Source organism: Xenorhabdus santafensis, from assembly GCF_033949405.1.
GTDB classification, from domain to species: domain Bacteria; phylum Pseudomonadota; class Gammaproteobacteria; order Enterobacterales; family Enterobacteriaceae; genus Xenorhabdus; species Xenorhabdus santafensis.
Genome location: NZ_VCDN01000057.1, coordinates 36201 through 48363 on the forward strand (window position 1 = coordinate 36201; position 12163 = coordinate 48363).

The following is a 12163-nucleotide window of genomic DNA, read 5'->3' on the forward strand; positions in this document are numbered from 1 at the left end:
TTCCTCACATAGCGTCAGTGAAGGGGAAAATCGTCTAATTTTTAACGTATGTTTATTTATAGAAGTGAAACCTTTCAATTACCTTTCATTAACAATCAAAATTATCTAGATGTGACATTTGTCGCTTAATTTGCTGAGCACTTCGCACTTAGTGTTACTAAATTGTTTTTTAATTTATTTTTGTTAACCTACGAACAGTCGTTGAATGCTAATATTGCAATTGTTCAATATCTCCGTTTAATCCTTCAGGTGGATTTGCAAGTTAGGACCTTACCCAGGCAAATTTTGATATGAATTTATGGAATTGCGGCATGAAACTCACTGAATGCGTTCGTAAGACAGCGAAGATTTTTTAGTATGCGCCTGTTATTAGTTGAAGATCACCCGGACTTGTCACATTGGCTAAAAAAGGCATTGAGCAATTCGGGGTTTGTGATTGATTTAGCGGAAGACGGGGTGGTGGCTGATCAGCTTTTGTTGACAGAAAATTATGCCTTGTTGATTTTGGATGTGGCATTGCCGAGATTGGATGGCATTTCTCTGTTATCCCGGATACGCAAGAGAGGGCAAAATTTGCCTGTATTGTTGCTGACTGCCAAATCGTGTGTAACAGATCGCGTAAAGGGATTGAATTCAGGCGCGGATGATTATCTGACCAAGCCTTTTGATTTTCAGGAACTCGAAGCTCGCATTCGGGCATTATTGCGCCGTGGAGTGGGTATTTTGCAAGCCACATCGAAGTTTGGCTCATTATCTTATGAAGACGACGGTTATTTTTTGCTGAATAACGAGCCGATGGCGCTTACACCCAGAGAACTATCGGTTTTGACAACTTTATTCCACCGTCGGGGACGCCCGGTTTCGAAGCAGCAGTTGTTTGAACAAGTATTTTCTTTATCGGCGGATGCAAACCTCCAAAGCATTGAATTGTATGTACACCGTTTGCGGAAAAAACTGCTTAATAGCGATGTCAGAATAGATACATTGCGTGGGTTAGGATATCGGCTGGAGCGGCAGGAGCCATGAAGTTTTTCACAATTCCACGATCATTGTTTCACCAATTGCTGTTGTTTTTTGGCGTCCCCTTGCTGCTGCTGGGGAGCGCTTCTGTATATAGCCAATATATAAGTGTAACGAATGCTGCAACCTTGGCTTATGACCGAGCATTGCTTGCATCAGCGCGAACTGTTGCTGAGCGATTGGTTGTTCAAGATAACCATTTGGTTGTTGATGTACCTTATGTTGTGTTGGATAGCTTTGAGCGCAACACGAATGATCGTTTTTACTATCAAGTTATTTCACCTGAAGGTAAAACGATTTCCGGTTACAACAATCTTCCTCTTATCCCGCAACAGACTCAGCGTTCACCGTTGTACACTGCACTGGCATATTTTTACGATGCGGAATATCAAGGGCAGCCGATACGTGTGGTGGCGCTGTACCAACCCATCAATGAAGGTGGAATAATGGGAATGGCGCTGATATTGGTGGCAGAGACAGTGATTTCTCGCCGAGACATGGTTCAGCAACTCCTGTTTTCTTCATTGATGAGCCAGATTGTAGGCGTGTTATTGACATTGTTGCTTGCTTATATCTTGTTAAAGCAGTTGCTTAAGCCATTGAAAAAACTTTCAGGCATCATGATCCGCCGCCCAGCCAACGATCTGACGTCATTACCGGATATTTTGCCGTGGTCTGAACTTTCCCCATTACTCCAGGCTCTTAACCGATATATAGAACGGTTGAAACTGATGCTGGGCCGTCAAGAACGGTTCAGTGCAGATGCATCCCATCAACTCAGGACGCCGTTGGCTGTATTAAAAACACAGGTTGCATTGGCAAGTAATGAGCAAGATCCAAAACAGCGGGAAAACATACTGATTGCGATAAATAAAAGTTTGGATGGCATGATTTCATTAACCGATAGTTTATTGCAGCTATCACAACTGAAAATACATGAGAAAGAAGCCATACAAAATTACCAGCCGGTCAATATCGTAGAGCTATTGCAACAAGCCTGTTTTTCCCGGTTACAGCAGGCGGAGCACAAGGGGATTGATTTGGGTTATGAAGGTGAAGATGCCCTATGGATTAAAGGTGAACCGCTATTGCTGGCCGAAATGTGTGCCAATCTGCTGGATAATGCTATTAAGTACACACCACCAGGGGGCATTGTGACGGGCAGGGTAAAAATGACAGAGGATAAAAAATATTGTTGCCTTGAAATTGATGACTCCGGGCCGGGTATTGCGCAGGAAGATATTAGGCAATCACTTATGGCATTCAACCGGTTGGATAACGCGACTGGATTGGAAGGAGCAGGATTAGGGCTGACCATCGTCAACGAGATCAGCCTGTATCATGGCAGTACGCTCCAGTTGTTATCCAGTCAAACACTGGGAGGGTTACTGGTTAGAATTGCATTCCGAATTTCTACGAATGGGCGAAATGCGTAACTGTTGGGCGATGATGACACCGGCCAGTACTATGCCGCCTCCAATCAAGTGATAGCTGTGCATTTTTTCATTAAGAACTACGATTGCGATAATGGCAGTAAATACGGGGGCAAGATTCATAAAGATTGATGTCATATTTGCGCCAATGCGGATCACACCCTGAATCCATAGGTAAGGGGCAATAATTGATGCGGGAATAGCGGCAAACAGGACGAGTGAAATATTATCCGTGGTTAATTGCTTACTTTCCACCATCACAAAGTTCGGCAGAAGCAATAGGACACCAAATACAATTTGTACATAAAGTGATTGCCAATTGGGCAATGGAATAGCCCAGCGTTTTGTTAATACACCATATAAAGCGTAAGAAGCAGCTGCGATAAACATCATCACTTCACCGATACCCATGCCATGCTCCAATAAAGAAGCTGGATTTCCTTTACTGATCAACCAAACCAGACCGGATAAAGAGAGTAAAGTACCTAATGTGATACCTATCGTAGGAGCAACACGCAAGGCAAAGATGCTGATAATCACTGTTAACAGTGGAATTAATGAGGTGAAAATACCGATAAGTGTTGCGCTGATCGTCTGAGCGGCATAATACGCAAGGCTTTGGTTCAGTACCATTCCCAACGCGCCCAGAATCAATAGCTTCCACCAGTATTTAGCGACCATTTTCCGATGTTTCAGAACAGGCAGCAAAACAAACGGTGTTAGCACAAGAAGAGCAATGAACCAGCGATAGAAAGCTATGGCAGCCGGTTCAATAACCGTGGTAGCAGCTTTGCTGACAACGGAATTAATTGACCATATTAATACAGCAACAAGGGGGAACAATAAATTTTTCATTGAGCAGGCTATTCAATAGTGAGATATAGTTATGCGATCATTATATCGTTTAAATTTGGTTCTTGCGAATGATTCACTATTAAAAATAGTGATGTAAAAAATTAAGTAGGTAAAAAACAGTCACTCTCAGAGAAAATGACCATAAATGAGAAAAAATAAAATCAGTTTTATGTAAATGTTATGGGTTTTATACAAATTGCGTTGAAAAACAAGGCTAACAAAATACCTGATAATTCCTAAAGGTTAATGAAAAAAAACGGGTGCCGAATAAATATGAAATTCTATGTAGTGGGTATGGAATGGAAGCTATATTTAGCTTTAGATGGTGGCTTTATGCTTGTTATCCTTGAGGTCTTTGAGGCCGGTATTTTAACTTCGCTTATTTTATATTGGTTAAATGGTCATTTTAAAATTAGCGAAACTATTATTAAAAACTTGAAGCATAGAAAGGTAAACTCAACACCATATTACCCGGATTAATTTTTTCATAGGTGGGGAAAGTTTAGTCGTGGATGATTTAAAGTTAAACAAAACTAAATTATATTTTGGTATTGAATTTCCTCTTTTTATGACATTAATAACTATATTTTTTTCATTAAATGATTATATCGGTTTTTTAACATCTAATGATGTTATTACATTCTCATATAAAAGGCGGAGGTTATTTGGTTTAGTCCTGTGTTAATTTATCTTTCCTATATTTTATACAGAGATTTATTGGGTAGTGCGAAACGTCTTAATAGTAAAATAGGAGACTATGTTTCATATGTATCAATAATAGGCTTTGTTCTTACCTTGTTTTTATCTTTTTATGTAAACGAACATATTTTTATTATAAATTCAAAATTATCTCCGCAGGAGGTGGTGCTCATACTTACATAATTTTTTGCTTAATAGGTTCTATTTCCCCATCTACTGTAAGCTGATGTTCCAGCTTGCCCATCTGCCCCCATTTTGTTGGAACTGGTTTTTGAAGGATGAAATGAGGAAAAAGGGTTCTGTTGCATTTGCCGTAGGTTTTATAAAGATAAAGTGGCAAAATAGCAGGTCACGCCCATTTAATCCGTTGGATGAGAAAAGTGAAAATTCTGGTTGATGAAAATATGCCTTATGCTGAACAACTCTTTCAGCAATTGGGTGAAGTGCAGGCAATACCGGGGCGTCCAGTGCCTGCGGGGGTTTTGGAACATGCAGATGCCTTCATGGTACGTTCTGTCACTAAAGTTAATGAATCTTTGTTGCAAGGCAGTTCTGTGAAATTTGTGGGAACGGCCACGGCCGGGATGGATCATGTTGACCAACAATGGCTGGCACAATCCGGGATTGGTTTTTCTGCCGCTCCGGGATGCAATGCGATTGCTGTCGTTGAGTATGTATTTTCTGCATTAATGCTGTTGGCTGAACGGGATCAATTCCAGCTTAAAGATAAAACCGTCGGTATTGTCGGTGTCGGCAATGTTGGGGGGCGCTTGGCTGAACGGCTTGCCGCTCTGGGCGTGAAAACTTTATTATGCGATCCTCCGCGTGCTGATCGTGGCGATAAAGGTGAATTCTGGCCTCTGGAAAAATTAGTCAAGGAAGCGGATATCCTGACTTTCCACACTCCTCTTAATCAATCAGGTCCTTATCAAACATATCATTTGGCAGATACAGAATTACTTTCTGCGTTACCGGACAATCGAATTTTAATTAATGCCAGCCGTGGTGAGGTCGTTGATAATCAAGCGTTATTGTCCGTATTGCAAAACGGAAAAAAATTACGGGTAGTGCTTGATGTTTGGGAACCAGAGCCTAATCTTTCACTGCCTTTGCTGGCCTTGGTCGATATCGGCACACCCCACATTGCGGGTTATACTCTGGAAGGTAAAGCCCGGGGAACCACACAAGTTTTTGAAGCTTATAGTGCATTTTTGGGGCAGCCACGTAAGGTAGAATTAACCGAATTATTGCCTGAGCCTGATTTTAGTCAGGTCACTATACAGGGCGAAGTCACGCAAAGCGTTCTGAAGCGTTTGATGCATTTAGTGTATGATGTGCGCCGTGATGATGCCCCTCTGCGTCAAGTGGCAGGGCAAGAAGGCGCTTTTGACCAGCTACGTAAGCATTATTCCGAACGTCGGGAGTGGTCATCTTTGACTGTGCATTGTGATTCTGAGAAAAGCGCTCAATTACTTTCCCAAATTGGTTTTAATGCTATATCCAATTGATTTCAAGTGGCCTTCGTGGAAGCAAGGGAGTTCATCCCCAAGGGCATAGATAACTATGTGGCCGTGGAAATGAGTGCAGCCAACAAAGAGGCAACTTGAAAGGCAAAGGATATAAAGTGATTTAACGCGGGCAGGGGATTCCTGCCCGCCAGAAAAATGAAAAATGAAAGAAGTGGAGAAGACCAACATGTCTGAAGGTTGGAATATTGCGCTCTTGGGTGCAACAGGCGCAGTAGGCGAAGCAGTATTGGCGTTATTACAGGAACGCCAATTTCCGGTTGGTGAACTGCATCTTCTTGCCAGTGAGCAAAGCGTTGGAACAATCAAACGTTTTAATGGCAAAAACATCACGGTCCGTGATGCGGAAGAATTTGATTGGTCACAAGTGCAACTCGCATTTTTTGTTGCGACGATGGAAGCAACGGCCCAACACATTGAAAAAGCGACCGACGCAGGTTGTTTGGTGATCGACAGCAGCGGCCTGTTTACGGCAGAGCCGGATGTTCCTTTGGTTGTTCCGGGGGTTAACCCGCACGTATTGGCGGATTACCGCAATCGTAATATTGTTGCTGTGGCGGATAGTTCCACAAGTCAGGTTTTAACTTCCATCAAGCCATTAATCGATGCCGCGGGTATTTCTCGTTTACACCTGACGAATATATTGCCGGTTTCTGTGTACGGTAAAGCGGCAATTGATGAACTGGCAGGGCAGAGTGCTCGTCTGTTGAACGGTATCCCTCCGGATGAAGGCCGTTTCAGCAAACAACTGGCATTCAATTTACTGCCTTTACTACCCGATAATGAAGGTACTGTGCGTGAAGAACGCCGTATTGTTGACCAAATCCGCAAGGTTTTGCAGGATGATGGTTTGCCTGTATCTGTGAATTGTGTTCAATCTTCGGTTTTTTATGGCACTGCTCAGATGGTGAATTTGGAGACATTGCGCCCGGTTGGCATAGAAGAAGCGCGGGAAGAACTTGAACGTATTGAAGAAATTCAGGTCTCAGAAGAGGGCGATTATCCAACTCAAGTAACAGATGCTTCAGGTAATAATAATCTGAGCATTGGTTGCCTGCGTAATGATTATGGCATGCCGGAAATGCTGCAGTTCTGGTCGGTTGCAGATAATATTCACTTTGGTGGTGCTCTGATGGCGGTTGAAGTCGCAGAGAAACTGATGCAGGAGCAATTTTACTGATGTCGGGGGCAGAGCTGAATCAGTCTATGCCAGAGGCAAAAAAAGTGAAAATTGCACTGGGGATTGAATATGATGGCAGCCGATATTATGGTTGGCAGCGTCAGCAAGAAGTTAAAAGCGTACAGGAATGTTTGGAAAAAGCGCTTTCGAAAGTCGCGAATGAGCCAATTTCTGTTTTTTGTGCAGGCAGAACCGATGCTGGAGTGCATGCAACAGGGCAAGTTGTACATTTTGAAACCTCTGCACAGCGCAAAGATGCCGCGTGGACAATGGGAGTCAATACCCATTTGCCGCCGAATATTGCGGTGCGTTGGGTCAAAACGGTGGATGAGGCATTTCATGCTCGTTTCAGTGCAACCGCTCGCCGTTATCGCTATGTGATTTTCAACCATCGCTATCGTCCGGCAGTATTGGCACGGGGCGTCACGCATTTTCACTATCCACTGGATGAGAAAAAAATGCATGAAGCGGCACAGAGTTTACTGGGAGAGAATGATTTTACCTCTTTCAGGGCTGTGCAATGCCAGTCAAATTCGCCGTGGCGAAATATGATGCACATAAATGTCAGCCGACATGGTCACTATATTGTCGTGGACATCAAGGCGAACGCCTTTGTACATCATATGGTGCGTAATATTGTCGGCAGCTTACTGGAAATTGGTTGCGGCAATCAGGATATTGGTTGGATGGCAGAACTGCTGGCACTGAAAGACAGGACAAAAGCGGCAGCAACCGCCAAAGCTGAAGGCTTGTATTTAGTCGCGGTGGATTATCCTGAGCACTTTGGTTTACCGAAGCCCATAATGGGGCCGCTATTTCTGGCTGATGATTTAATCTGACATTTTCAAAATGTGACAGGGATGTTCGGTCATAACGAGGAAAATTATGGAGTTTTTAGCTCACTTTGTTGATTTTGCTAAGTTCATTGTCGATTTCATTTTGCACATAGATGCACACTTGGCGGAGTTGGTTGCCAACTATGGTGATTGGGTATACGGAATTTTATTCCTGATTATCTTTTGTGAAACGGGATTGGTTGTTACGCCATTTTTACCGGGAGATTCCCTGTTATTTGTGGCGGGTGCATTATCTGCATTAGATTCTAACGATCTTAATGTGCATATAATGGTAGCCTTGATGATTACGGCTGCGATTATTGGTGACGCGTTAAACTATACCATTGGTCGCATTTTTGGTGAGAAATTGTTTAACAACCCAAATTCGAAAATTTTCCGCCGTAGCTATCTCGACAAAACCCATGAATTTTATGAAAAACATGGTGGAAAGGCCATAATTTTGGCTCGTTTCGTCCCAATTATTAGAACATTTGCACCGTTTGTTGCAGGTATGGGAAAAATGTCTTATCGGCAATTTGCCACTTATAATGTCATCGGTGCATTTATCTGGGTGCTATTATTCACTTATGCTGGTTATTTGTTCGGAGATATGCCAATCATACAGCAAAATCTGAAACTGTTGATTGTCGCGATTATCTTTATCTCTATACTTCCTGGCGTCATCGAAGTCTGGCGTCATCGTCGCGCTGCATCGAAAAAAGTCGTCGATAGCGAGTAATTAGTTGATAGCAATGAGTTGTTGGTAACGATCGATGATTAATAACAATGAGTTGCTATCAGACAATGCAGTAGGCAGTAAATAGCGCGTATAAATCGTACGTAGTAAATCGTACGCAGTAAATAATGAGTAGTAGATAGTTAAAGCTATCATTAACGGCTTCGAGCAGTTTTTTATCCACACGGCAATAGCATTGTGGTTTAATGGCACGTAAAACAAAAGCTGGCATTAGCCAGATTCAGACGGAAAGGTTCATTAATGAGCTGGATTGAAAAGATTCTAAATAAAAGCAAAATTATGCAAACCCGCAAGGCAAGTATACCTGAAGGGGTTTGGACAAAATGCGATAGTTGTGGTCAGGTACTTTATCGTGCTGAGTTAGAGCGCAATCTTGAGGTGTGTCCTAAATGTGACCACCACATGCGTATCTCAGCTCGCCAGAGACTGGCTGCATTTTTGGATGAAGGCACTGGCACAGAATTAGGTAGCGAATTGGAACCGAAGGATATCCTGAAATTCCGCGATATCAAAAAATATAAAGATCGTCTGGTTGCTGCTCAAAAGTTAACTCAGGAAAAAGACTCCCTGATAGTCATGAAAGGGACATTGCATGAAATGCCTGTAGTGGCAGGTGCATTTGAGTTCGACTTTATGGGTGGTTCAATGGGCTCTGTCGTCGGGGCACGCTTTGTTCGCGGGGTTGAACAGGCTCTGGAAGATAACTGCCCGCTTGTCTGCTTTACAGCCAGTGGCGGTGCACGCATGCAAGAGTCGCTGCTGTCACTGATGCAAATGGCAAAAACCAGTGCCGCGCTGGCAAAAATGCAAGCTCGTGGCCTGCCTTATATTTGCGTTTTGACTAACCCAACAATGGGTGGGGTATCGGCAAGTTTTGGGATGCTTGGTGATATTAATGTTGCTGAACCTAAGGCACTGATTGGTTTTGCCGGCCCTCGCATCATTGAGCAAACAGTTCGTGAAAAATTGCCGGAAGGTTTCCAGCGCAGCGAATTCCTACTGGAAAAAGGCGCGATTGACATGGTGGTTCGCCGCCCAGAAATGCGTGATAAAATCGCCAGCCTGCTTGCAATGATGACTCATCAACCACAGCCGGGAACAAAAGCAGAACCAGTGACAGAAATTGTCGTTGAACCTGCTGATATTGAGGCTGATATAAACATCAACACTAATAAAGACGATGTCTGATATTTTGCAAATTCCTCAAGCCACGTCGCCATTGATGACGTGGCTTTCTTATCTGGGAAACCTGCATACCAAAGCCATTGATATGGGGCTTGAACGCGTGGGCAAACTCGGCAGACAATTGGGTTTGTTGGAGCCTGCGCCAAAAATCATTACGGTATCAGGTACTAATGGCAAGGGAACAACCTGCCATACTCTGGAATCTATTTTTCTGGCCGCTGGGCTTAAAGTTGGCGTATATAGTTCGCCACACTTGGTGCGCTATACCGAAAGGGTACGCATTCAGGGCAAGGAGCCGACAGAGCAAGACTTCTGCCGGGTCTTTGCGGGTATAGAAGCTCAGCGAGGCGATATTTCATTAACCTATTTCGAATATGGCACCTTGGCTGCATTACAGCTTTTTAAAGAAGCTGAGCTTGATGTGGTGATATTGGAAGTTGGGTTAGGCGGGCGTCTGGACGCAACAAATATCGTAGATGCGGATATTGCGGCCATTACCAGCATTGCACTGGATCACATTGATTGGCTTGGTGCTGATCGCGAGCTGATAGGCCGCGAAAAAGCGGGTATCTTTCGTCGCGGGCGGTTTGCGGTAGTGGGTGAAGCAGATATGCCACGCTCGATAGCCGAAGTGGCTGATGAGTTGGGTGCCAAGCTCTTTCGTCGTGATGCAGATTGGCACTTCACACAAAATAGAGAAAGCTGGAGTTGGGCAACGGCTGATCAGCAATTTAATGAACTGCCTTTACCCAATTTGCCATTAGCAAATGCGGCTACCGCATTGGGCGTGATTCACTGCCTATTGCAGCAGGATGATAAAATCAGCCGGGCAATTAACGAAAAAGCTATCCATGCGGGGTTACAAAACGCCCAGTTACCGGGACGCTTCCAAATTGTCAGAGAGGCACCGCGGATTATTCTGGATGTTGCACATAATCCCCATGCCGCAGGTTATCTGGTGCAGAAGCTGGCGGAATTACCACGCACTCCGGGCAGCAAGATCCGTGGTGTAGTTGGCATGCTGGGGGATAAAGATATTCCTGGCACACTTGCCTGCCTGTCTCAGCAAATTGAGGAATGGTATTGTGCATCCTTGCATGAACTGCGGGGTGCTGAAGCTGAGGCATTGGCCGAAAACCTGGCACAGTCTGCGCAGGTTCAGACGTTCGCAGAAGTAGAATCAGCATGGCAGCAAGCGATGGAAGATGCGTCAGAGCAGGATATCATTGTAGTTTGTGGCTCTTTCCATACAGTTGCTCATGTCATGGAGGCTTTGGAGAAGGAGAAGGGACGTGGCCAGTAAATTTCAAAATCGCTTGGTCGGCACCATCGTTCTTGTAGCAGTGGGCATTATTGTGTTGCCGATGATATTTGATGGCGATAAGAAATATAACGAAAACCAGTTTGCTTCTATTCCATTGGTGTCAAAACTTGGCGATGAAGAAAATATTGATTCTATCCCGCCATTGACACAAAGCATGCCGTCCACACCACCGGAAGGGGCGGCAGAAGCGATGCAAACGCAGAACCAGTCCCAGGAACAATCAGGCACAGATATACTTTCTGGTGCTGTACCTTCAGAAACCGCACCGGTGACACAGCCTCCTGTGCTTACTCCGAAAGATCTGAGGGAAACGGGGAAAACGGAATCACCTGTTCAGCCAAAAGTGGAAAATAATCCACAGGCTAAGGCTGAGTCTCGTTCTGCAACGAAGCCGGAAGCTAAATCAGAAACTAAATCAGAAGCCAAGCCAAAGCTCGCAGAGCAGGCTCCGCAAGCGTCGGCATACGTTGTTCAACTTGGCGCATTGAAAAATGCGGACAAAGTGAATGAAATTGTGGCGAAATTACGCCTTTCCGGGCATCAGGTATACACCGCTCCGGCTTCTCCGGTTCAGGGGCAGTTGACACGAATTTATGTAGGCCCGAATGCGTCAAGGCAAAAACTTGAATCTATCTTATCTGAATTAAGGGAGATTACGGGATTACAGGGGCAGGTTAAAAGTTACAAGCCATAATCAGATGGGCACTCATGGGAGGTTAAAAACTTCCCATAAATGCCCTGTGAAAGCATAAAAAATTATTTTTATTAGTTTGATAAATCTACTGCGCAAACGTTTTCGTTTTCTGTTAGAATGCGCCCGACTTGAAAGTCGGGAGCCTTTTTTGGATTAAAATATGGTCTGGATTGATTATACAATTATTGCCATCATTGGCTTCTCGGCACTGGTTAGTTTGATCCGTGGTTTTGTTCGTGAAGCACTTTCGTTAATAACTTGGGGCTGTGCTTTCTTTGTTGCAAGCCACTTCTATACTTACTTGGCGGCGTATTTCACCCGCTTGGAAGATGAACTGGTGCGTAATGGCGTTGCAATCGTGACTCTATTCATTGCAACACTGATTGTTGGTGCAGTCGTTAACTATGTTATTGGTTCACTTGTTCAACGAACTGGCCTGTCGGGAACTGATCGCGTTCTGGGGGTCTGCTTTGGGGCATTACGTGGCGTGCTAATCGTATCTGCTATTTTATTTGTCGCAGATTCATTTACCTCGCTTCCCAAAAGTCAGGATTGGCAACAATCTCAGCTAATCCCACAGTTCAGTCAAATCATCAGGTGGTTCTTTGACTACCTGCAAAATGCGTCGAGTTTTTTGCCGGAGAGATAACGCCT

General features: G+C 44.1%; 13 protein-coding genes. 11 read left to right on the forward strand and 2 right to left on the reverse strand.

Annotated features, from left to right (window positions below; genetic code table 11):
- Window positions 1-357: 357 nt before the first annotated feature.
- Both tctD and FE392_RS14100 read left to right on the forward strand, forming a co-directional pair.
- Window positions 358-1026, forward strand: a complete 669-nt coding sequence (gene tctD / locus FE392_RS14095; RefSeq protein ID WP_319930851.1) for a transcriptional regulator TctD — start codon at window positions 358-360, stop codon at window positions 1024-1026.
- Window positions 1023-2456 (forward strand): sensor histidine kinase, encoded by a 1434-nt coding sequence (locus tag FE392_RS14100; protein WP_319930852.1) that lies wholly within the window; start codon window positions 1023-1025, stop codon window positions 2454-2456. Before tctD ends, FE392_RS14100 begins: the two co-directional genes overlap by 4 nt.
- Here the strand turns inward: FE392_RS14100 and FE392_RS14105 are convergent.
- Entirely contained in the window at window positions 2406-3308 is a 903-nt protein-coding gene (locus FE392_RS14105; protein ID WP_319930853.1) for a DMT family transporter, read from the reverse strand. The two genes, FE392_RS14100 and FE392_RS14105, sit on opposite strands and share 51 nt — an antisense overlap.
- A gap of 273 nt (window positions 3309-3581) precedes the next feature.
- On the opposite strand from FE392_RS14105, the gene FE392_RS14110 reads away from it, so the two are divergent.
- The 5 genes from FE392_RS14110 to FE392_RS14130 all read left to right on the forward strand — a co-directional run bounded on the left by FE392_RS14110 (window position 3582) and on the right by FE392_RS14130 (window position 8288).
- On the forward strand, window positions 3582-3788 hold the full coding sequence (locus FE392_RS14110; RefSeq protein WP_319930854.1) for a hypothetical protein: 207 nt from the start codon (window positions 3582-3584) through the stop codon (window positions 3786-3788).
- 599 nt (window positions 3789-4387) lie between these two features.
- Window positions 4388-5515 carry a 4-phosphoerythronate dehydrogenase PdxB gene (gene pdxB, locus FE392_RS14115; protein WP_319930855.1) on the forward strand — a complete coding sequence of 376 codons (1128 nt, stop codon included), beginning with the start codon at window positions 4388-4390 and terminating at the stop codon, window positions 5513-5515.
- A 187-nt stretch (window positions 5516-5702) separates the two neighbouring features.
- A complete protein-coding gene (locus tag FE392_RS14120) occupies window positions 5703-6713 on the forward strand; it encodes an aspartate-semialdehyde dehydrogenase (RefSeq protein WP_319930856.1) in 1011 nt (336 codons plus the stop codon).
- Complete coding sequence (gene truA / locus FE392_RS14125) at window positions 6713-7552, forward strand: tRNA pseudouridine(38-40) synthase TruA (RefSeq protein ID WP_439153491.1); 840 nt, start codon at window positions 6713-6715, stop codon at window positions 7550-7552. Before FE392_RS14120 ends, truA begins: the two co-directional genes overlap by 1 nt.
- Window positions 7553-7598: 46 nt before the next feature.
- A complete protein-coding gene (locus FE392_RS14130) occupies window positions 7599-8288 on the forward strand; it encodes a DedA family protein (protein WP_319930857.1) in 690 nt (229 codons plus the stop codon).
- Here FE392_RS14130 and FE392_RS14135 read toward each other — a convergent pair whose 3' ends face one another.
- A complete protein-coding gene (locus tag FE392_RS14135) occupies window positions 8289-8441 on the reverse strand; it encodes a hypothetical protein (protein WP_319930858.1) in 153 nt (50 codons plus the stop codon). It lies immediately after the preceding gene.
- Window positions 8442-8546: 105 nt separating this feature from the next.
- Between FE392_RS14135 and accD the strand changes: the two genes are divergently transcribed.
- From accD to cvpA, 4 genes are all read left to right on the forward strand, one after another.
- A complete protein-coding gene (gene accD, locus FE392_RS14140) occupies window positions 8547-9494 on the forward strand; it encodes an acetyl-CoA carboxylase, carboxyltransferase subunit beta (RefSeq protein WP_319930859.1) in 948 nt (315 codons plus the stop codon).
- Window positions 9487-10794, forward strand: coding sequence for a bifunctional tetrahydrofolate synthase/dihydrofolate synthase (gene folC / locus FE392_RS14145; protein ID WP_319930860.1), 1308 nt, complete (start codon window positions 9487-9489; stop codon window positions 10792-10794). The genes accD and folC overlap by 8 nt, the downstream gene beginning before the upstream one ends.
- Entirely contained in the window at window positions 10784-11509 is a 726-nt protein-coding gene (dedD, locus tag FE392_RS14150; RefSeq protein ID WP_319930861.1) for a cell division protein DedD, read from the forward strand. Before folC ends, dedD begins: the two co-directional genes overlap by 11 nt.
- A 160-nt stretch (window positions 11510-11669) precedes the next feature.
- A complete protein-coding gene (cvpA, locus tag FE392_RS14155; RefSeq protein WP_319930862.1) occupies window positions 11670-12158 on the forward strand; it encodes a colicin V production protein in 489 nt (162 codons plus the stop codon).
- Window positions 12159-12163: the final 5 nt, after the last annotated feature.

Coding starts and splice junctions, on each gene's coding strand:
- tctD (WP_319930851.1), top strand. CDS start 358: ATGCGCCTGTTATTAGTTGAAGATCACCCGGACTTGTCACATTGGCTA.
- FE392_RS14100 (WP_319930852.1), top strand. CDS start 1,023: ATGAAGTTTTTCACAATTCCACGATCATTGTTTCACCAATTGCTGTTG.
- FE392_RS14105 (WP_319930853.1), bottom strand. CDS start 3,308: ATGAAAAATTTATTGTTCCCCCTTGTTGCTGTATTAATATGGTCAATT.
- FE392_RS14110 (WP_319930854.1), top strand. CDS start 3,582: ATGAAATTCTATGTAGTGGGTATGGAATGGAAGCTATATTTAGCTTTA.
- FE392_RS14120 (WP_319930856.1), top strand. CDS start 5,703: ATGTCTGAAGGTTGGAATATTGCGCTCTTGGGTGCAACAGGCGCAGTA.
- truA (WP_439153491.1), top strand. CDS start 6,713: ATGTCGGGGGCAGAGCTGAATCAGTCTATGCCAGAGGCAAAAAAAGTG.
- FE392_RS14130 (WP_319930857.1), top strand. CDS start 7,599: ATGGAGTTTTTAGCTCACTTTGTTGATTTTGCTAAGTTCATTGTCGAT.
- FE392_RS14135 (WP_319930858.1), bottom strand. CDS start 8,441: ATGATAGCTTTAACTATCTACTACTCATTATTTACTGCGTACGATTTA.
- accD (WP_319930859.1), top strand. CDS start 8,547: ATGAGCTGGATTGAAAAGATTCTAAATAAAAGCAAAATTATGCAAACC.
- folC (WP_319930860.1), top strand. CDS start 9,487: ATGTCTGATATTTTGCAAATTCCTCAAGCCACGTCGCCATTGATGACG.
- cvpA (WP_319930862.1), top strand. CDS start 11,670: ATGGTCTGGATTGATTATACAATTATTGCCATCATTGGCTTCTCGGCA.